The sequence below is a fragment of the Mesorhizobium huakuii genome, assembly GCF_014189455.1.
GTDB lineage: Bacteria > Pseudomonadota > Alphaproteobacteria > Rhizobiales > Rhizobiaceae > Mesorhizobium > Mesorhizobium huakuii_A.
In genome coordinates, this window is sequence record NZ_CP050296.1 from 2,759,849 (window position 1) to 2,779,415 (window position 19,567).

Below are 19,567 nucleotides of genomic sequence, written 5' to 3' on the forward strand. Positions count from 1 at the left end.
GACTGGCAGCCTTGCGCCCAATCTTCCCGCCACGCGCGAGCCGATCACATAGTCGTGTTGACGTAACGATTCCCTTGCCGCCTTCGAAGGCTGAAGGGGGCAACCACGCCCTTGCAAAATGGGAGTATGCTGAATGAACTCGATCAAGCTCGCTGTCATTGCCGGCCTCGTCGGCTTGTCCACCCCGCAGGCTTTTGCAGAAGACGCAATGGGCACAATGACCATGATGAAAGGCGGGGAGGTGATGGCAATCATGCCCGATGGACACATGGGCACCATGATGCCGGACGCAAAGATGGGCGCCGAGATGATGAAGATGGCAAAGCCGATCAAGCACTGCATGATGATGATCACCGACGCCAAGGGCAAAGCCTACATGATCGATACGTCGACCAAGAAGGCCCAGGCCGAATGTGAAAAAATGGCGATGTAGTCATGCCACCGCCCCGTCGGCGAGAGCCGGCGGGGCGTCCGGTGCCGGCCTCACGTGGCTTCGGCCCGAGCAAGCGCGCGAGTCGGACGCGCGGCAGCTATCTCACCTCACAGATCGGCCGCATGCGAGTGCCAGGTGACCATGACCTCTAGAGCGTTTCACCGTTTCATGGAAACGGCGAACCGCTCTAACTCTTTGTTTTGACGCAATTTCCAGACGGACAACCGTTCACACTTTTCCTGGAATTGCTCTAGCCTAGCTGAGCCCAATCCGCGGCTTCGGCTATTTGGCCGGCGTCGCGCGGGCGCCGATGACGGCCTTCGTCATCATCCTGGAGATGACCGGCAATCACGACAATGTCATTGCGCTGATGCTGGCCTCGATGCTGGGCTATGGCACGGCACGCATGATCTCGCACGAGCCGCTCTATCCCGCGCTGTCGCGCGTCTTCATAGCCGAGGCGATCCGGCGGCGTCGGGCAGAGACAGCGCCAGAATCGGGCCACGGCTGAAAAGCAAAAAGGCCGGACTTTGCGGCCCGGCCCTTCGTTTAAAAACTGGTTTCGCCTATTTGCACTTGGCGATCGATGTCAGCGCGGCTGAAATGCCCTTCAGCGAGAAGACATAGGAGGTGGGATTGCCGCGGCCGGACTTCGCCGTCACCTTCATGTCGGTGCCGGTCTTCATGGCGGCGATCAGCACCGGTTCCTCGGCGGCGTTCTCGACCCAGGCCGACTTGCCGCGCGTGAACATCGAGAAGGACTTCTTGTCGATGGTGACGGTGGCCTTGGAGCCTTCCTGGAAATTGTAGCCGGCGATGAATTGCGGCTCGTAGGACACCTGCTGGCCGGGCCGCTGGCTGACGAAGAAGAACATGTCGCCATGGTCGAGTGTCGGCGGCTGCTTGTCGGTCGGCACGGTGAGCACGTAGCAGACCTTGCCGCCCTGCGCCTGATAGCTGTAGGTGCCCCAGGCATTGTGCTGGCCGATCTTGGTCGCCTGCTGCGCCAGTGCCGGCGCTGCCGAGGCCGCCAGGACCAGGCTCGAAACGAGTGCTATCAATCCGCGCATTGTCTTTCCCGTATTCCAAATGGTGCGGAGGCGGGCCGCATGGCGTCCTGCCGTCGCTTCATTTTGATTTAATCTGGGTTACCAAACGGTGAATTTCCCTCAACAAAAGGACGCTCACCCCAGGAAACCGCCGCCATTCCCGCGCCGTCGCCTTGTCAGCGGCCGGCGCGACGTCCCTTCGGCGACTTGGAGGCCACGAAAGCGGCAAGAGTTTGACTTTTCAGCTTGGCCTCCAAACGCCCTGCCCACAGGGCGCGTGCCATTTTGAAGGTGCTCAGCCCTTGTCGGCGATGGCGTCCTTGGCGGCCTGCCGATGCGCCGGCGTGATGTGGGCGCTGACGGCGGTGATCGCGGCGGTCAGCACGGCTATGTCGTCGGTGAAACCAATCCCGAAGACGAAGTCGGGAATGAGGTCGAAGGGCAACACGAAATAGCCGAGTGCCGCCACCAATATACCCTTGGCGCGCAGCGGCGTGTTCTTGTCCATGGCGCAGTAGTAAGCGGCGACGACCTCTTCCATGAACGGGATCTGCCGCGCGGCCTTCTTGGCCGTGCGCCAGAATTTCTCGCGCACCTCGCCCTCGCCGCCCAACCTGTCGCCAAAGCCGAAGAAATCAAAACCGGGTTGTTGCGCCATCAATCACTCCTTGCGTGCGCGTCCTGGCGCATGTCTCGCTGGGAAAATGTGGTGAAAGCCGGACCCGGCTGCAAGATGCGGGGTGCCGATTTGGGGTCGCCGCTGACGGCGAAGCGTATACTCAGTCGCCGAAATAGCGGTTCATCTTCTTGGCCAGCGCGATGTCGAGCGCCGTGACGCCGCCGGCGTCATGGGTGTTCAGCGTCACGTCCACGGTCTTGTAGACGTTCGACCAGTCGGGGTGATGGTCCATCTTTTCGGCCGCCAGCGCGACGCGGGTCATGAAGGCGAAGGCTTCGGAAAAATTCTTGAAGACGAAGCTGCGCTTGATCGAGGCGCCGTCCGTGGCCAGCGACCAGCCGCCGAGTTCGGCAAGGGCAGCAGTGATGGCGTCCTTGCTGAGTTTTTCTCTCGTCATGATGATTTCCCGTGCTATTTCGAATTTTGACCCTCACCATACTGCAAGTCGTCCAAAAGTGCTTTGCGGTTTTGGGGTTCCAAATGCACAAACGGCGCATATCGAATGAGCATAAAGCCGATAAATTCCATACTCTTCGTCTGCCTCGGCAACATCTGCCGCTCGCCATTGGCCGAAGGCGTGTTTCGCACCGTATTGGCGGAACGCGGGCGCGACATGCTGCTGGACTCTGCCGCCACCAGCGGCTGGGAGGTCGGCTCGGCCCCCGACCCTCGCTCGATCGCGATTGCCTTGCGTCACGGCATCGACATTTCCGGACAGAGGGCGCGCAAGGTCAGGCCGGAGGATTTCTCGCGTTTCGACCTGATCCTCGGCATGGACCGCTCGAATGTCGCCGATCTCAAAGCGCTGGTGCCGGTGGCGCGGGACCGGGTGCACCTGTTTTTAGAGTTCGCGCATGGACAGGCGCGCGACGTGCCCGATCCCTATTATGTCGGGCCGGAGGCTTTTGCCGAGGTCTACCGCATGATCCGCGAAGCGTCGGAGGCGCTGGCGACACGGCTGGCGGCGCGGGCGTCGGTGCCCGACAGCGGCCAGGCTTCCTCGACGATATAGGGGCCGCCGCCGACCGAATCGCGCGACGACATCAAGACGAAGCGGCCGATGCGGAAGGGCAACGTCGAGAAATTGCCGCGCGCCGACAGATATTGCGCGACATCCAGCGGGGTCGAATTGCGCAGCCGCGCAAGGGTTACATGCGGCATGAACTTGCGTGGGTCGGCTGGGATGCCAAGCCGCTGGCAGATGCGCTCGATCTCACCCTGAAGTGCTGCCAGATCCGGCGAAGGGGCAGCGCCGGCCCAGACCGCGTGCGGCTTCTTCTGGCCGAAAGCGCCGACACCGGACAAGGTCAGGGAGAAGGAGGGGCGGTGGACGCGGTCGAGCGCGTTGGCGATCTCATCGGCTACGTGACCGGGGACATCGCCGATGAAGCGCAGCGTCAGATGGTAGTTTTCGACATCGATCCAGCGGGCCCCGGGCAGGCCGCCCCGGAGCAGGGACAGCGAAAGGGCGGCGTCACGCGGAATTTCGAGGGCGGTGAAAAGACGCGGCATGAAGAGCCTCCCTTCCTCGAATCGAACTTTCATCCCTAGCGAATCATCGATAGTCGAATGGAGCAAGAGGTTTATTGGTCACACGCTTTGTTAAAAGTTTCCGCTGGGGAAAGCATTTTATCCGGCCTCACGAACCTCCAGGCACCGCCGCGATAGCCTTCTCGACCGTCGGCAGGATGCGCTCGACCATCTGGTCGACCCCCTTGGCGTTCGGATGCAGGCCATCCTCGAGCCGCAGGCCGGGCTGGCCGGCGACGCCGTCGAGGAAGAACGGATAGAGCGGAACGCCGTATGTCTTCGCCAGGTCGGGAAAGATGGCGTCGAAGGCGTTTTGATAGTCGGCGCCGAGATTGGGCGCGGCGCGCATGCCCGCGAGCAGCACGGCGATCTTGCGCTGTTTCAGCTTGCCCAGCATCTCGTCGAGGTTCTTCCTGGTGATGCCGGGCGCGACGCCGCGCAGCATGTCGTTGGCGCCGAGTTCAAGGATGACCAGCTGGGTGCCGTCCGGCACCGACCAGTCGAGCCGCGCCAGGCCGCCGCTGGTGGTGTCGCCGGAAACGCCGGCATTGGCGACGGTCACGTCATGGCCCTTGGCCCGAAGCGCGGCCTGCAATTTGTCGGTAAAACCCTCGCCGGGCCCGAGGCCAAAGCCCGCCATCAGGCTGTCACCGAAGCCGACGATCTTGAAAGGCTCGGCCTGTGCCGACGAAATGGCGCCGCAAAGGGCGAGGAAAAGGATGAGCCCTGCGGCTATCTGGCGTTTGAAAGACATGCGGCAGGCCCCATATGACAAAAACATTCTTCCGGGCGACGGCTTCCGGCAAGCAGAGCCTTCATACCTGATATAGGACGCTTTCATTTTGACAGAAGCCGTCATCGCGCTGAAAGACGTATCGCTGACGCTCGGCGAAGGCGCTTCGTCTGTCCACGTGCTGAAGGGCATCAGCCTCGAGGTGGCGCGCGGCGAGGCCACCGGCATCGTCGGTCCGTCGGGATCCGGCAAGTCGACTCTCCTGATGGTGCTGGCAGGCTTGGAGCGGGTCGATTCGGGTACGGTACGAATCGCCGGCGAGTTGCTCAACGGCAAAAGCGAGGATCAGATTGCTTCGTTTCGCGGCCGAAACATTGGCATTGTGTTCCAGTCCTTCCATCTCATCCCCAACATGACGGCGCTCGAAAATGTCGCGGTGCCGCTGGAGCTGGCCGGCCATGCCGATCCGTTTTCGGTGGCGGCGCGCGAACTGGCGGCGGTGGGCCTGAGTGACCGCGTCACCCATTATCCCGGCGAGCTCTCCGGCGGCGAACAGCAGCGCGTGGCGATCGCCCGGGCGCTGGCGCCGTCGCCGCGCATCCTCATCGCCGACGAGCCGACCGGCAATCTCGACCAGGCGACCGGGCGGCAGGTCGCCGACCTGCTGTTCGCCAAAGCGGCCGAACGCGGCATGACGCTGGTGCTGGTCACCCATGATCCGGCGCTCGCGGCGCGCTGCTCGCGCCAGGTGTCGATGCGCTCCGGCCGGATCGAGGCGCCGGCGCCCTTGAAGGTCACCGCCTGATGCCGCTGGCGCAGACGCTGAAGCTCGCGGTTCGCTTCTCGCTGCGCGAAATGCGCGGCGGCCTGTCCGGCTTCCTGATCTTCCTTGCCTGCATCGCGCTCGGCGTCGCGGCGATCGGCGGCGTCAATTCGGTTGCCCGTTCGATCAGTGCCGGCGTTGCCGACCAAGGCCAGACGCTGCTCGGCGGCGACCTCCGCTTCCAGATCAACCAGCGCGACGCCAGCCAGGCCGAGCGTGGCTTCCTCGACGGGCTGGGCACCGTTTCGCGCACCGCCAGCATGCGCTCGATGGCGCGCCTGGCCGACGGCTCGGACCAGGCGCTGGTCGAGGCCAAGGCGGTCGACGACGCCTATCCGCTCTACGGCGCGCTGGAAACCGAACCGAAGCTGTCGAAGCAGGAGCTGTTCGGCGAAGAGTTTGGCGTTTTCGGCGCGGCGGCGCCCGATCTGTTGTTCGAACGGCTGCATCTCAAGCTCGGCGACCGGCTGAAGCTCGGCACCGCGACCTTCGAACTGCGCGCCAGGCTGGTCACCGAGCCGGATGCCGTGTCCGACGGTTTCGGCTTCGCGCCAAGGCTGATGATCTCGACCGAGGCACTGGCGGCGACCGGACTGGTGCAGCCGGGCAGCCTGGTCGAAAATGCCTACAAGGTCCTGCTGCCCGCCAACGCCGACGAGGCGCGGCTCAAGGCCATCCAGGATCAGGCGGCGAAGGATTTTCCCGAGGCCGGCTGGTCGATCCGCACGCGCAGCAATGCCGCACCCGCGCTGTCGTCCAACATCGAACGCTTCTCGCAATTCCTGACGCTGGTCGGGCTGACGGCGCTGGTGGTCGGCGGCGTCGGCGTCGCCAATGCGGTGCGCGCCTATCTCGACGGCAAACGCGGCGTCATCGCCACCTTCAAGAGCCTGGGCGCTTCCGGCGGCTTCGTCTTTGCCGTCTATCTCGTGCAGATCATGATCATCGCCGCACTTGGCATCGTTCTCGGTCTCGTGCTCGGCGCGCTGATGCCCTTTGTAGCGAGTGCTGCGCTCCAATCCGTCATTCCGGTGCCGGCGGAGGGCGGCTTCTATCCCGGCGCGCTCGCCATGGCGGCGCTGTTCGGCCTGCTGGTGACGCTGGCCTTCGCGCTGTTGCCGCTTGGCCGCGCCCGCGACGTGCCGGCGACGGCGCTGTTCCGCGAGATGGGGCTGGAAGGCCGTGGCCTGCCGCGCCCGGTCTATATTGCATCGGCCATCGGCATCGCGCTGCTCTTGGCGGCGCTGGCCATCCTGTTTTCCGGCGACCAGCGCATCGCCTCGATCTTCGTCGGTGCCACTATCTTCGCCTTCCTGGTGCTGCGGCTGGTCGGTGCGCTGGTGCAGTGGGCGGCAAGGAAAAGCCCGCGCGTGCGCTTCGTGGCACTCAGGCTCGCCGTCGGCAACATCCACCGGCCGGGCGCCCTGACGCCATCGGTGGTGCTGTCGCTCGGGCTCGGGCTGACGCTGCTGGTGACGCTGGCGCTGATCGACGGGAATCTCAGGCAGCAGATCTCCAGCAGTCTGCCGGAGCGGGCGCCGAACTTCTTCTTCGTCGACATCCAGGGCAGCGATGTCGATGCGTTCTCCGCACTGATCGGCAAGGAGGCGCCAAAGGGGACGCTGGCCAAGGTGCCGATGCTGCGCGGCCGGGTGATGGCGCTCAATGACGTCGATGTCGACAAGGTCAAGGTGCCGGCCGAAGGCGCCTGGGTGCTGAAAGGCGATCGCGGCCTGACCTATGATGCCAGGCAGCCGGAAAACGCGACGCTGACCGAGGGCAAATGGTGGCCGGACAATTATATCGGCGAGCCGCTGGTCTCGTTCTCGGCGCAAGAAGGCAGGGAAATCGGGCTGAAGCTCGGCGACACCGTCACCGTCAATGTGCTCGGCCGCAACGTGACGGCCAGGATCGCCAATTTCCGCCAGGTCCAATGGGAAACGATGGGCATCAATTTCGTCATGGTGTTTTCGCCCAACACATTCACCGGGGCGCCGCATGGCTGGATGGCGACGCTGACCGAAAAGAATGCCACCACGGCCGACGACGCGCGCATCCTCAATGCCGTCACCCGCGCCTTTCCGGCGGTGACGACGGTGCGGGTCAAGGACGCGCTCGATGTCGTCAACCGGCTGGTCGGCCAGCTCGGCACGGCGATCCGGGCGGCGGCCGGCGTGGCGCTGATCGCTTCGGTGCTGGTGCTGGCCGGCGCGCTCGCCGCCGGCAACCGGGCGCGCATCCACGATGCCGTGGTGCTGAAGACGCTCGGCGCCACAAGAAGAACGCTGATCACGGCGTTCTCTCTCGAATACATGCTGATCGGACTGGCCACCGCCATCTTTGCGCTGGCCGCCGGCGGCATCGCGGCCTGGTACATTGTCGCTCGCATCATGACCCTGCCGTCGCATTTCATGCCGCAGGTGGCGGTGGCGACCATCGTCTTTGCGCTGGTGATCACCGTCGGCATCGGCCTCGCCGGCACCTGGCGGGTGCTCGGCCACAAGGCCGCACCGGTGCTGCGCGAGCTGTAATTCCAGGGCCGAAGCCACCATCGCGGATTAAATCTTGGTAAGGATGCCGGTCGGAAAGCCCGGGAATCGGCCTTTCGGCCTCTCACGAACCGTTACATCCGGTTACGGTCTTGTTCTTGACGCGAATAACCATCATATTTCGCCACAGGCATGCTGGAGCCCCGCCAGCGGCGCCTGGGTCCAGTGGATTTGTACCCGACAGGGTCCGACACCGGACGGGGCAGAAGCAATAGAGGACTACAATGGCTGATCCCATTCGCAACTTCCAGACGCGCGCCGTGCCCGGCGCCGCCGTCGATATCGACCAGGGCCTGCGCGCCTATATGGTCAAGGTTTACAATCTTATGGGGCTTGGCCTCCTCATCACCGGCCTTGCCGCCATCGGCACGATCATGCTGGCCACCACCACCGATCCGGCCTCGGCTGTCGCAACGCTGCCGAGCGGCGAGATGCTGACCTCCTTCGGCTACGCGATCTTCGGGTCGCCGCTGCGTTGGGTGGTGATGCTGGCGCCGCTGGCCGCCGTGTTCTTCCTGTCATTCAGGATCCAGTCGATGAGCGTTGCTGCCGCGCAGACGACGTTCTGGGTCTATGCCGGCCTCGTCGGCCTGTCGCTGTCGTCGATCTTCCTGGTCTACACCACAGCCAGCATTTCGCAGACCTTCTTCGCCACCGCCGCCTCCTTCGGCGCGCTGTCGCTCTATGGCTACACGACCAAGCGCGACCTGACGGCGATGGGCTCGTTCCTGATCATGGGCCTGTTCGGACTGATCATAGCGATGGTGATCAACATCTTCCTGCAGTCGTCGGCGCTGTCCTTCGCGGTTTCGGCGATCGGCGTGCTGATCTTCGCCGGCCTCACCGCCTATGACACGCAGAAGATCAAGGAGATGTATTTCGAGGGCGACGCTTCGGATGCCGCCGGCCGCAAGGCCATCATGGGCGCGCTGAGGCTCTACCTCGACTTCATCAACCTGTTCATGTTCCTGCTGCAGTTCATGGGCGACCGCCGCTAAGGCTTCGCGTCATGGTCTGAACTGGACCATCAGGTTTGGAAGGGGCGGCCCAACGGCCGCCCTTTTCTTTATGCCGGTCTTTGCTGTTATCGCAGGCACATGGAAGGCTTGCATAAAGAATGAGCAATATCGTGATTCGGGCGGCCAATGCCGCCGACCTCGACACCATCACCGAAATCTACGCCGACGCGGTGACACATGGCACGGCAAGCTACGAGCTGGAGCCGCCGAGCCGCGCCGAGATGGGTATCCGATTCGACACGCTCACGGCAGGCGGCTTCCCCTATCTGGTGGCGGAAAAGGATGGCGCCGTGGTCGGCTATGCCTATGCCGGCGCCTTCCGGCCGCGCCCGGCCTATCGCTTCATCGTCGAGGATTCGGTCTATGTCGCGCCTGAAGCCAAGGGCCAGGGCGTCGGGCTCATGCTGATGCAGAGCCTGATCGCGGCGGCCGGGGCGGCGGGTTTCCGCCAGATCATCGCGGTGATCGGCGACGGCCATCCCGACAGCGCCTCGGTCAAGCTGCACGAAAAGCTCGGCTTTCGTCTTTCAGGCCGGCTCGAAGGCTCGGGCTACAAGCACGGGCGCTGGCTGGACACTGTGTTCATGCAGCTGTCGCTGAATGGCGGTGCGTCGCTGCCGCCCGATCCGGATTCTCTGCCAGAACGGAAGTTTCGGGGAGGGAAATGAAGAGGAATTGAAGAACTGAGGAATTGAAGAACTGAAGAAAAGAAAAATGAACTAATATCAGGCGTTTAGCGCCTCTTTCCTCAATTCTTCAGTTCTTCAATTCTCCAGTTCCCCTTCAAGCCTCAACCACTTTCAGCTTGCTGTCGAAGATGCCAAGCACTCGCCCAAGTTCTTGCCCGCGCTTGAGGATGCGCCCGCCAGCGGCAATAACGGCGAAGGCGCCTTGCTTGCGCGCCAGTTTCGGATCCTTGACGATCTGGAACAGCGGCACTTCGCTGGCGCGGCGGAAGACGGAAAACACGGCCCTGTCGGTGAGATGATCTATGGCGTAGTCGCGCCATTCATTGGCGGCGACCATGCGTCCGTAGAGCCTGAGGATCTGGTCCAGTTCACGCCGGTCGAAGCGCACCGGCTGGTCGAGGCGTGCGCTGCGTACCTCGTGCAGCGGGATCAATATTGCGGATGCGTCACCATCCCCCGTCCCGCCGCTGTCGTCAGTCATGCCTCGATCCTTCAAAATGAATCTTTGCCAACCAAAATTGGCCCCTTCGCGTGGCAATTGCAAGAGCCGGCGAAGCGGTGGCGGCGACGCGCTGTTTCTGCAACGTCCAGTCACGTTTGCGAACCGGATGTTGGAATTGGTGATGCTTCGCCACATTTCTGCCTTTTTTATCCGCGCTCATGCCCCAATGTCCGACGAATTTACCGGCGTTGCCTGAGACGGTTCGGTCCGGCACCGGCTCGTAAACCCCAAGCCCCCGCCCACGGGTCTGCGTCGGATCGAACCAACCTCGGTTTTTCCTTGGAAAAATCGGGTGCGACGATCCCAAAACCTAAATGACCGGCGTCAGAAGCAAGCTGACGTCGGTTTTTTGTTGGTGGTGCCAAGGCGGATAGCGCGGCTCTTCCCTTCTCCCCTTGTGGGTTGAGGGGTGCGTGCCGGATCGCCGTCTTTGCCAAGCTGGAACACCCCTCATCCGACCTCGCTTCGCGAGGCCACCTTCTCCCACAAGGGGAGAAGGGAAGAGGCAGCCGATTACGGCTTGTGGATGAAGGCGGCGCCGAGAATGGGGCCCGGCATGCCGTCCTTGCCGACCGACTGCAAAAGCACGGCGCAGCCGCCCTTCTTGGTGATCTCGCTCAACGGCAATTCGTAGCGCTGCGCCTTGCCGTGCCACATGCCGGCGGTCTGGATGCCGGTGACAGCGTTCCAATAGGTCATCCTGCGGCCGGAGTTCTCGCCCTGGGCGATCTTGACCGTCTGTGGCGCATCGAAATAGACGATGACGACATGGGCGTCGCTCGGGCCGGCGCCGGCATCGCCGGCATCGATGATCACACGGTCGCTGGTGCGGCTGACCTTGACGGGGACCCGAATGCCTTCGCCGCCCCTGGCCATGCGGGCGAGCGCGCCGTCGACCTCGCCGCGATTGGCGCCGTTGACGTGCACGCGGCCATTGAGGACCGCCTGCGGCGTATAGACGGAGCGACTGCCGAAGGCGCGCATATAATCATATTGCCGCTCGGTGTTTTCCTTGCGGCTCAGCGTGTCCTTCCAGCCGAGATAGTCCCAATAGTCGACGTGATAGGAGAGCGCGACGATGTCTTCCTTGGTGGCGAGTTCGGCGAAGAAGGCATCGGCGGGCGGACAGGAACTGCAGCCCTGGCTGGTGAACAGTTCGACGACGCCGAGCGGCTTGTCGGGTTGGGGTTTTTCGGCCTGGATTCTTTCGGCCTCGCCGGCATGGCCGGCGCCGGCAACCGCCGAGAAGGCCAGCGCAAAGGCTGCCAGCCAAAGTGATCTTCGCCAGGCCATGACCATTCCAATTCCCGCCGGTGGCGCCGGCTTTGTTCTGATTGTCTGAAATATGTGGCAGAAGCGGAAGTCAACGGGAAGTCACGTTGCGGTGAAATTTTGCCATTGCAGCCGCAGGTAAGGCCGCAATAGGTGAGACACTGCATTTCACGACGTGGTTCGATTCGGGAGTGGCATCATCACCATGTGGAAGATTCTCCTGACCCCGGTCGATCTCTATTGCGAGCGGACCGGACCTGGACTTTGGGCCGAGCCGACGAATGCTTTGACCAACCTCGCTTTCATTGCCGCGGGATTATGGGGCGTGCGGGAAGTACGCCGATGCAAGGCCGGCGCTTTCGCCGAGGTGCTGGCCTGGTGGGTGGTGGCGATCGGCATCGGCTCGACGATCTTCCATACCTTTGCCACCAAGGGCACGATCTGGGCCGATATCCTGCCGATTGCCGGTTTCACGCTCGCCTATACGCTGTTCAATCTGCGCCGCTTCCTGCGCATGGAATGGGGCAAGGCGATCGCGGTCTTTGTCATCTTTTACGCGGTGGCAGGGGCGCTAACCTTCGCCGTGCCGGACTGGCTGCGCCAGGCATCGAACGGCACGACAAGCTATCTGCCGCCATTCCTGGCGCTCGCCTTCTTCGGTGTCTGGGTGGCGGCCAGCGGCAACCGGGCCGGCTGGTACAATCTGGCGGGGTCGGCGATCTTCGTGGTGTCCGCTATCTGCCGGATGATCGACCCGATGGTCTGCGCCAGCTTTCCGCTCGGCACACATTTCCTGTGGCACATCTTCAACGCGCTGATGCTGGGGGTGCTGCTGGCGGCGACGGCGCGGTTTGGGAAAGCGAGGGGAGTAGGGGAGTAGGGGAGTAGGTATCCCTTCCCTACTCCCTTACTGACCTACTCCCCTATTCCTTACTACGCTGCCAGATCTCGCAGCACGTACTGCAAAATGCCGCCGTTCTTGAAGTAGTCGAGCTCGTCCAGCGTATCGATGCGGCAGATGATCGGCACGTTCTTCACCGCGCCGTCGCCATAGGTGACCTTGGCGGTCATCGTCTGGCGCGGCTTGATCGTGCTCAATCCGTCGATCTCGACCAGTTCGTCGCCCTTGAGGTTGAGCGAGGCCCAGGACGTGCCTTCCTCGAAGACGAAGGGGATGACGCCCATGCCGACCAGGTTGGAGCGGTGGATGCGCTCGAAGGACTGGGCGATGACGGCGCGGACGCCAAGCAGGTTCGTGCCCTTGGCCGCCCAGTCGCGCGACGAACCGTTGCCGTATTCGACGCCGGCGAAGATGACCAGCGGCACGCCTTCCTTCTTGTACTCCATCGCCGCGTCGTAGATCGATTGCTCTTCCTTCGACGGGTAGTGGATGGTGTAGCCGCCCTCGCGACCGTTCTCGCCCAGCATGTGGTTGCGGATGCGGATGTTGGCGAAGGTGCCGCGCATCATCACCTCATGATTGCCGCGCCGCGTGCCGTACTGGTTGAAGTCGGCGACGCCGACGCCATGGTCGGTAAGATACTTGCCGGCCGGCGAGGCGGCCTTGATCGAACCCGCCGGCGAGATGTGGTCGGTGGTGATCTTGTCGCCGAACAGGCCGAGCACGCGGGCGCCCTTGATGTCGCCGATCTTGCCGAAACCGGCGGTCATCCCTGCAAAATACGGCGGGTTCTGCACATAGGTCGAATTGTCGTCCCAGGCATAGGTCTGGCCTTCCGGCGCCTTGACGTTCTGCCAGTATTCGTCGCCCTTGAAGACGTCGGCATATTTGCGGGCGAACAGCTCGCGGGTGACGTTCTTCTCGATGAACTCCTGGATCTCGACCGAGCTCGGCCAGATGTCCTTGAGGTAGACCGGATTGCCGTTCTTGTCCTCGCCGAGCGGCTCGGTCGTGAGGTCCTTGGTGACGGTGCCGGCCAGCGCGTGCGCGACGACCAGCGGCGGTGACGCCAGATAGTTGGCCTGCACGTCGGGCGAGACGCGGCCTTCGAAGTTGCGGTTGCCGGACAAGACCGCCGCGGCAATCAAGCCCTTGTCGTTGATGGTCTTGGAGATCGGTGCCGGCAGCGGGCCGGAATTGCCGATGCAGGTGGTGCAGCCGAAGCCGACCAGGTTGAAGCCGATCTGGTCGAGCTCCTTCTGCAGGCCGGACTTTTCGAGATACTCGGCGACGACCTGGCTGCCGGGGGCGAGCGAGGTCTTTACCCACGGCTTCTGCTTGAGGCCGAGCCGGTTGGCGTTGCGGGCGAGCAAGCCCGCGCCGATCAGCACGCTCGGGTTCGAGGTGTTGGTGCAGGAGGTGATGGCGGCGATGACGACGTCGCCATGGCCGAGATCATGGTCGGTGCCTTCGACGGCGTAGCGCTTGGAGATTTCGGCCGCCTTCTTGTATTCGGTCTCCATCGCCTTGGCGAAGCCGGCCGGGATGCCTTCCAGCGCGACGCGGCCCTCGGGCCGCTTGGGGCCGGCCATTGACGGCACCACGCTGCTCAGCTCCAGTTCGAGCAGGTCGGTGAAGACCGGATCGGCTGAGCCGGCCTCGCGCCACATGCCTTGCGCCTTGGAATAGGCTTCGACCAGCGCGATGCGGCTTTCCTCGCGGCCGGACATTGTCAGGTAGCGGATGGTTTCCGGATCGACCGGGAAGAAGCCGCAGGTGGCGCCATATTCGGGCGCCATGTTGCCGATGGTGGCGCGGTCGGCGAGCGTCATGTTGGACAGGCCCGGGCCGAAGAATTCGACGAACTTGCCGACAACACCCTTCTTGCGCAGCATCTGGGTGACGGTGAGCACCAGGTCGGTGGCGGTGACGCCTTCCTTCAACTTGCCGGTGAGGCGGAAGCCGATGACTTCGGGCAGAAGCATGGAGACCGGCTGGCCGAGCATGGCCGCCTCGGCCTCGATGCCGCCGACGCCCCAGCCGAGCACGCCAAGGCCGTTGATCATCGTGGTGTGCGAATCGGTACCGACGCAGGTGTCGGGGTAGGCAGTGGTTTCGCCGTCCTCGGTATTGGTCCACACGACCTGGCCGAGATATTCCAGGTTGACCTGGTGGCAGATGCCCGTGCCGGGCGGCACGACGCGGAAGTTGCGGAACGCCTGCTGGCCCCATTTCAGGAACTTGTAACGTTCCTCGTTGCGCTCATATTCGAGCTCGACATTGCGGGCGAAGGCCATCGGCGTGCCGAATTCGTCGACGATGACGGAATGGTCGATGACGAGGTCGACCGGCACCAGCGGATTGATCTTCTGCGGGTCGCCGCCGAGCGAAGCCATGGCGTCGCGCATGGCGGCAAGGTCGACCACGGCCGGAACGCCGGTGAAATCCTGCATCAGCACGCGGGCCGGGCGATAGGCGATCTCGACGCCGGCGGTGCCCTTGTCGGTCAGCCAGCCGGCGACCGCCTGGATCGATTCCTTGGTGACGGAGCGGCCGTCCTCGTTGCGCAAGAGGTTCTCCAGCAGCACCTTCATCGAATAGGGCAGCTGGGCAATGCCGGTGAGGCCGTTCTTCTCGGCCTCGATGAGGTCGAAATAGGTGTACTCGGTGCCGCCCGCGGTCAGCGTGCGACGGCAATTGAAACTATCGAGGGATTTTGACACGTGCGATCCGTCCTTGTCTGTTCAGCCTGAAAGGGAACGGACGCCGATGGCATGCAATCACGCGCAAAGGTGCGGGTACGGCCATTTCCGCTGTCCGTTCCCAAGCAACCCGAGCCGTTCAAGGCGGCGCGTGCGCTGGTTCGGCGCAAATTCTGTTCCCGCGCCGACCGCTGGCACGGATGCACCGCATATAGAGAATTTTCTGGAATAGTTCTAGACAGTTGGAGAGCAAATTTGTGCGATGCGGCAGCGCTCGCGAAACATTGTTTTCAGGGCAGGCGAGGGATGCGGCTTATCGCCGAAAATCTGGGCGGCGAACGCGGCGGCGAGAGCGTGTTTTCCGGGGTTGGCTTTGACCTCGGGGATGGCCAGGCGCTGGTCGTCACCGGGCCGAACGGATCGGGCAAATCGACCTTGCTCAGGATCATCGCCGGGCTGCTGCCGAAGGCGGAAGGCCGGTTGCTGCACGAAGGCGGTGGCGATGCCTTTCCGTCGATCGCTTCGGCCTGTCACTATCTCGGCCACCAGAATGCGATGAAGACGGCGCTCAGCGTGGCGGAGAATTTGCGCTTCTGGCGCGACTTCAATGGCAGTGGCGATTCGAGCGTCGAAGAGGCGCTGGAGACCGTGGGGCTCGGTGGCATCGGCCATCTGCCGTTCGGCTATCTCTCGACCGGGCAAAGGCGGCGCGCGGCGATCGCGAAGCTTTTGGTCAGCCGTCGACCGCTGTGGCTGCTCGATGAGCCGACGGCGGGATTGGACAAGGCTTCGGAAGAACGGTTTGCGGGGTTGATGGCAGGGCACTGCGCCGGAGGCGGGATGATTGTCGCGGCGACGCATCTGCCGCTGGGGATCGAGGCGGCGAAGGAATTGGTGATGGGGCAGGCATTTTGATGACTGCACTCTACGGCGCCCCCCTCTGTCCTGCCGGACATCTCCCCCACTTGGGGGGAGATTGGCAGCTTCGGCGCTCCGCTCGTCTTTGCGACGCTGGTGATTGGCGAAATCGCAGGAGACAGCCGATCTCCCCCTTGTGGGGGAGATGTCCGGCAGGACAGAGGGGGGCGCCACAGAACGTCGTCCTCAACGGGGGACCACATCGTAATGTGGTCCCTCCTGCTGCGCGACATCCGTCTCAACATCCGCGCCGGCGGCGGGCGCTGACCGGCGTCATCTTCTTCCTCGCCGTCATCGCCACCATTCCGTTCGGCGTCGGTCCCGACCTGAAGCTGCTTGCGCGCATCGGCCCGGCGATCCTGTGGATTGGGGCGCTGCTTTCCTGCCTGCTCGGGCTTGACCGGCTGTTCCAGGCCGATCGCGAGGACGGCTCGCTCGATCTGCTGGTGCTCGGCAACGACCGGCACATGCTGGCGCTGACCGTATTGGTGAAATGCCTGGCGCATTGGGCGGGCAGCGTGCTGCCGCTGGTGGTTGCTGCGCCCCTGCTCGGCCTGTTCATGAACATGGAGCCGCTCGCGATAGGCGCCACGGCGCTGACGCTGCTGGTCGGCACGCCGGCCATCACCTTCATCGGCGCCGCCGGTGCCGCGGTGGCGGTGGCGCTGCCGCGCGGCGGGCTGCTGATCTCCGTGCTGGTGCTGCCGCTGACCATACCGGTGCTGATCTTCGGCGTTTCGGCAAGCTATGGCGCGACGGCCAATCCCGATCCGTTCCTGCAGCCCTTCCTCATTCTTGCCGCGCTGACATTGTTCCTTTCCGTGCTGGGACCGGTTTCGGCGGCGCTGGCGCTGCGGCATGGAACGGATTGATGTGGCCGCTGCGTATTGAAAATCCGATCTTTCTGCAAACCGTTTACGGCAATTATCCTGACCTGTCGTCCGTCGAGATTACTTCGGCGACGATGGGCCGCGACGGACCCAGCATGCACCTGTCCTTTATCTCGACCATCCGCCCCTATCGGCCACCCGCTAAATGGGGAGAGTTCAACGCCGTGTCTTTCGGACTTGAGTTCATCGCGGTCGAAACGATCAGCCTTCGCAAATTCGAGAGCCATGGCTGGAGTGCAATCAAGATGTGGGATGACGCGGGCAAAATCCTGCTCACCTGCGAAGGTGCTGTCAGGCTGTCGCTGACGTGCCAGTTCATGCGCATCAAAAGCATGTCCGGTGTTTTGCGGTCCCAATGACGGTGAACCTTGAAAACCGCAAATCTGCCGCAGAGGCGGTTCATTGCGGCGAGCTGAAGCTGAGGCTATGAATTCGCCGTGAAAGCCCGGATTTGGAAATGAGCGCGCACGCCCTTTACGTCACCGCAGCCTATGGCATCACCGCCATCGTGCTGGCCGGACTGATTGGCTGGATTCTGTTCGACCAGCGGGCGCGCAAGCGCGAACTTGCCGAACTCGAAGCGGCCGGCGTGCGGCGGCGTTCCGACAAGACGGTGAAGCCGTGAGCAGCGAAACCGAAACGCCAAAGCGCAGTCGCCGCCTGCTCGTGCTGTTGCCGCTGCTGGTCTTCCTTGGCTTAGCGGGATTGTTCCTGTCGCAGCTTTTGTCCGGCCGCGATGTCTCGGAAGTGCCTTCGGCGCTGATCGGCCTGCCGGCGCCGCAGACCAATCTGCCGGCACTGGAGGGGTCAAACCTGCCGGGGCTTGATTCCAGGGCGTTTGCCGGCAAGGTCACGCTGGTCAATGTCTTTGCGTCGTGGTGCGCGCCGTGCCGCGAAGAGCATCCGGTGCTCTTGGCGCTGGCGCAGGACAAGCGGTTCGTGATGGCGGCGCTGAACTATAAGGACCAGCCGGAAAACGCCCGCCGGTTCCTCGGCGACCTCGGCAATCCGTTCCAGGCGATCGGCATCGACGAAGCCGGCCGCACTGCGATCGACTGGGGCGTCTATGGCGTGCCGGAGACCTTCATCGTCGGCAAGGATGGCAAGATCGCCTACAAGCATGTCGGCCCGCTGACGGCGGAGTCGGTGCAGACGCTGCTGCTGCCGCAGATCGACAAGGCGCTGGCGGCGCATTGATATTCAGGTGATGCCGGCCTGCAAACGGCGGCTTCCTGGGCTTCCCTGTTCTACTGCGTCGCAGTAGAACTGAGCTCACGTACGAAAAGTACGCTCCGCTCCGGTTCTCGGAAACCACCGTTTTCGACTCGGCCTGACCTGAATCTCAGCGCGCCTGGGTGGCGCGTCTCACGAGACTTGAGATCAGCCGTAGATCTGCTTGTGGATCTGGTAGAGCATTTCCGAGCGGTCGGCGCGCATGTCGGCCAGATCGCGGCTGGTGAAGCTGTCGATTTCGGCGACGAGGCGGTTGTAGTGCTTGCGCTTGGCGATGCTGCTGCGGGCGCGGGTCATGAGATCGTTGAAGATCATAGCAAGGGTCCTTTCGTGCCGCATTCTGGCGGCGGGTTTCTTCCTCCCTTGGTCAATACGGAACATGACATAAGAATGGTGCGTTGCAAAAAGAAGATGTTGCAATGCACCATTGCACGCAGCGCATAGCCGGTTAATTGAGTCCTAAGGCGCGTGGCCACGGGCCGGACCCGGGCTGCACGGCCGTTCCTCTCCGTTTTGTCATACAAATTGCGGCGGCTCCGTCTTGCCAGATCGATCGCGGGCTGGCTTGATCTGACGTCACCTGATGCCGGGAGGAAATGCATGGCGGCCGCAGATTATTACGAAGTTCTCGATCCGCGCTTCGCGCGGCTGCTCAACGGCAACGCGCAGGTGGACAAGCTGTTCACCGGATGCCGCTGGGCGGAAGGGCCGGCCTGGTTCGCCGCCGGGCGCTACGTCGTCTGGTCCGACATCCCGAACAACCGCATGCTGCGTTATGACGAGACGGACGGCAGCGTCAGCGTCTTCCGCCAGCCGTCGGGCAATTCCAACGGCAACACCGTCGACCGGCAGGGCCGGCTGGTCACTTGCGAGCATTCGGGTCGCCGCGTCAGCCGTACCGAGCATGACGGCTCGGTGACGACCATTGCCGCCAAATGGAAGGGCAAGCAGCTGAATTCGCCCAACGACGTGGTGGTGAGATCCGACGGCTCGATCTGGTTCACCGACCCGACCTACGGCATCGACACCGACTATGAGGGCGACAAGGCCGAGAGCGAGATCGGCGCCTGCTATGTCTACCGGGTCGATCCCGAGACCGGCGAGGTCGAGGCCGTCATCACCGACATGGTGAGGCCGAACGGCCTTGCTTTCTCGGTGGACGAAAGCCTGCTCTATGTCGTCGATACCGGCCGCACGCATGGCGCGGAGAACCCCGCGCATATGCGGGTGTTCAACATCGGCAAGCACGGCAAGAAGGTTTCGGGCGGCAAGGTCTTCGCCGACTGCACGGCCGGCCTGTTCGACGGCTTCCGGCTCGATGCCGACGGACGGATCTGGACGAGCGCCGCCGACGGCATCCATTGCTACGATCCGGACGGCACACTGATCGGCAAGGTCAAGGTGCCCGAAGTGACCGCCAATTGCGTGTTCGGCGGCGCCAAGCTGAACTGCCTCTACATCGCCGGCACCACTTCGCTCTATTCGGTGCGGCTGATGGTGAATGGGGCCAAGACCTATTGAGGCTGCTGAGAACGCTTCTCCGGCGGGTTTTGATGGCGTTGCTGCGCATACAAGCAGCACCCGCTGCGCTACGGCTCAGGCAATCGCCACCATGCGATTCGCCAGAGCGAGTTTCGAAACAGCC

The 19,567-nt window shown here is 63.2% G+C and carries 22 protein-coding genes and 2 pseudogenes; 14 read left to right on the top strand and 10 right to left on the bottom strand.

Going from position 1 to position 19,567, the window contains the following annotated elements; translation table 11 throughout:
- The first annotated feature begins 133 nt into the window (after positions 1-133).
- A complete protein-coding gene (locus tag HB778_RS13740) occupies positions 134-433 on the top strand; it encodes a hypothetical protein (RefSeq protein ID WP_095202661.1) in 300 nt (99 codons plus the stop codon).
- Between the two features lie 280 nt (positions 434-713).
- Positions 714-944: pseudogene (locus HB778_RS13745) on the top strand (chloride channel protein); the annotation flags it as partial.
- 55 nt (positions 945-999) lie between these two features.
- On the opposite strand, the gene HB778_RS13750 reads toward HB778_RS13745, so the two are convergent.
- The 3 genes from HB778_RS13750 to HB778_RS13760 all read right to left on the bottom strand — a co-directional run bounded on the left by HB778_RS13750 (position 1,000) and on the right by HB778_RS13760 (position 2,558).
- Complete coding sequence (locus HB778_RS13750) at positions 1,000-1,503, bottom strand: invasion associated locus B family protein (protein WP_183464370.1); 504 nt, start codon at positions 1,501-1,503, stop codon at positions 1,000-1,002.
- 274 nt (positions 1,504-1,777) lie between these two features.
- Positions 1,778-2,140 carry a YkvA family protein gene (locus tag HB778_RS13755; protein WP_183464371.1) on the bottom strand — a complete coding sequence of 121 codons (363 nt, stop codon included), beginning with the start codon at positions 2,138-2,140 and terminating at the stop codon, positions 1,778-1,780.
- Positions 2,141-2,261: 121 nt separating this feature from the next.
- Positions 2,262-2,558, bottom strand: coding sequence for a 4a-hydroxytetrahydrobiopterin dehydratase (locus HB778_RS13760; RefSeq protein ID WP_183464372.1), 297 nt, complete (start codon positions 2,556-2,558; stop codon positions 2,262-2,264).
- A 105-nt stretch (positions 2,559-2,663) separates the two neighbouring features.
- Between HB778_RS13760 and HB778_RS13765 the strand changes: the two genes are divergently transcribed.
- A complete protein-coding gene (locus tag HB778_RS13765) occupies positions 2,664-3,173 on the top strand; it encodes a low molecular weight protein-tyrosine-phosphatase (RefSeq protein ID WP_183464373.1) in 510 nt (169 codons plus the stop codon).
- On the opposite strand, the gene thpR is transcribed toward HB778_RS13765, so the two are convergent.
- Positions 3,077-3,673, bottom strand: coding sequence for an RNA 2',3'-cyclic phosphodiesterase (gene thpR / locus HB778_RS13770; RefSeq protein WP_095202665.1), 597 nt, complete (start codon positions 3,671-3,673; stop codon positions 3,077-3,079). The genes HB778_RS13765 and thpR overlap by 97 nt on opposite strands.
- A 127-nt stretch (positions 3,674-3,800) precedes the next feature.
- Entirely contained in the window at positions 3,801-4,445 is a 645-nt protein-coding gene (locus HB778_RS13775; RefSeq protein ID WP_183464374.1) for an arylesterase, read from the bottom strand.
- Positions 4,446-4,533: 88 nt separating this feature from the next.
- Between HB778_RS13775 and HB778_RS13780 the strand changes: the two genes are divergently transcribed.
- The 4 genes from HB778_RS13780 to HB778_RS13795 all read left to right on the top strand — a co-directional run bounded on the left by HB778_RS13780 (position 4,534) and on the right by HB778_RS13795 (position 9,483).
- Positions 4,534-5,229 (top strand): ABC transporter ATP-binding protein, encoded by a 696-nt coding sequence (locus tag HB778_RS13780; RefSeq protein WP_183464375.1) that lies wholly within the window; start codon positions 4,534-4,536, stop codon positions 5,227-5,229.
- Positions 5,229-7,778 (top strand): ABC transporter permease, encoded by a 2,550-nt coding sequence (locus HB778_RS13785; protein ID WP_183464376.1) that lies wholly within the window; start codon positions 5,229-5,231, stop codon positions 7,776-7,778. Before HB778_RS13780 ends, HB778_RS13785 begins: the two co-directional genes overlap by 1 nt.
- A 242-nt stretch (positions 7,779-8,020) precedes the next feature.
- Entirely contained in the window at positions 8,021-8,794 is a 774-nt protein-coding gene (locus HB778_RS13790) for a Bax inhibitor-1/YccA family protein (RefSeq protein ID WP_183464377.1), read from the top strand.
- A gap of 119 nt (positions 8,795-8,913) precedes the next feature.
- The gene (locus HB778_RS13795) at positions 8,914-9,483 is read left to right on the top strand and encodes a GNAT family N-acetyltransferase (protein WP_183464378.1); all 570 of its coding nucleotides are present in this window, start codon (positions 8,914-8,916) and stop codon (positions 9,481-9,483) included.
- 115 nt (positions 9,484-9,598) lie between these two features.
- On the opposite strand, the gene HB778_RS13800 is transcribed toward HB778_RS13795, so the two are convergent.
- The 3 genes from HB778_RS13800 to HB778_RS13810 form a co-directional block, all read right to left on the bottom strand.
- Entirely contained in the window at positions 9,599-9,985 is a 387-nt protein-coding gene (locus tag HB778_RS13800) for a DUF2794 domain-containing protein (protein ID WP_183464379.1), read from the bottom strand.
- Positions 9,978-10,166, bottom strand: coding sequence for a hypothetical protein (locus HB778_RS13805; RefSeq protein ID WP_183464380.1), 189 nt, complete (start codon positions 10,164-10,166; stop codon positions 9,978-9,980). The genes HB778_RS13800 and HB778_RS13805 overlap by 8 nt, the downstream gene beginning before the upstream one ends.
- A 353-nt stretch (positions 10,167-10,519) precedes the next feature.
- Positions 10,520-11,305 (bottom strand): DUF1223 domain-containing protein, encoded by a 786-nt coding sequence (locus HB778_RS13810; RefSeq protein ID WP_183464381.1) that lies wholly within the window; start codon positions 11,303-11,305, stop codon positions 10,520-10,522.
- Positions 11,306-11,483: 178 nt separating this feature from the next.
- Here HB778_RS13810 and HB778_RS13815 point away from each other — a divergent pair, with 178 nt between their 5' ends.
- Positions 11,484-12,158, top strand: a complete 675-nt coding sequence (locus tag HB778_RS13815; protein ID WP_183464382.1) for a ceramidase domain-containing protein — start codon at positions 11,484-11,486, stop codon at positions 12,156-12,158.
- Positions 12,159-12,211: 53 nt separating this feature from the next.
- Here the strand turns inward: HB778_RS13815 and acnA are convergent, their stop codons facing one another.
- On the bottom strand, positions 12,212-14,902 hold the full coding sequence (acnA, locus tag HB778_RS13820; protein WP_183464383.1) for an aconitate hydratase AcnA: 2,691 nt from the start codon (positions 14,900-14,902) through the stop codon (positions 12,212-12,214).
- A gap of 285 nt (positions 14,903-15,187) precedes the next feature.
- On the opposite strand from acnA, the gene ccmA reads away from it, so the two are divergent.
- From ccmA to HB778_RS13845, 5 genes and pseudogenes are all read left to right on the top strand, one after another.
- A complete protein-coding gene (ccmA, locus tag HB778_RS13825) occupies positions 15,188-15,796 on the top strand; it encodes a heme ABC exporter ATP-binding protein CcmA (RefSeq protein ID WP_183464384.1) in 609 nt (202 codons plus the stop codon).
- 210 nt (positions 15,797-16,006) lie between these two features.
- A pseudogene (gene ccmB / locus HB778_RS13830) lies at positions 16,007-16,671 on the top strand (heme exporter protein CcmB).
- Positions 16,671-17,048: an Imm50 family immunity protein gene (locus tag HB778_RS13835; protein ID WP_183464385.1), complete on the top strand. Its 378-nt coding sequence runs from the start codon at positions 16,671-16,673 to the stop codon at positions 17,046-17,048. Before ccmB ends, HB778_RS13835 begins: the two are co-directional and overlap by 1 nt.
- Before the next feature lie 98 nt (positions 17,049-17,146).
- Positions 17,147-17,314, top strand: coding sequence for a heme exporter protein CcmD (gene ccmD / locus HB778_RS13840; protein WP_183464386.1), 168 nt, complete (start codon positions 17,147-17,149; stop codon positions 17,312-17,314).
- On the top strand, positions 17,311-17,886 hold the full coding sequence (locus HB778_RS13845; protein WP_183464387.1) for a DsbE family thiol:disulfide interchange protein: 576 nt from the start codon (positions 17,311-17,313) through the stop codon (positions 17,884-17,886). Before ccmD ends, HB778_RS13845 begins: the two co-directional genes overlap by 4 nt.
- A 183-nt stretch (positions 17,887-18,069) precedes the next feature.
- Here HB778_RS13845 and HB778_RS13850 read toward each other — a convergent pair whose 3' ends face one another.
- Positions 18,070-18,237: a hypothetical protein gene (locus tag HB778_RS13850; RefSeq protein WP_095202681.1), complete on the bottom strand. Its 168-nt coding sequence runs from the start codon at positions 18,235-18,237 to the stop codon at positions 18,070-18,072.
- A gap of 285 nt (positions 18,238-18,522) precedes the next feature.
- On the opposite strand from HB778_RS13850, the gene HB778_RS13855 reads away from it, so the two are divergent.
- Positions 18,523-19,443 (top strand): SMP-30/gluconolactonase/LRE family protein, encoded by a 921-nt coding sequence (locus HB778_RS13855; RefSeq protein WP_183464388.1) that lies wholly within the window; start codon positions 18,523-18,525, stop codon positions 19,441-19,443.
- Positions 19,444-19,567: the final 124 nt, after the last annotated feature.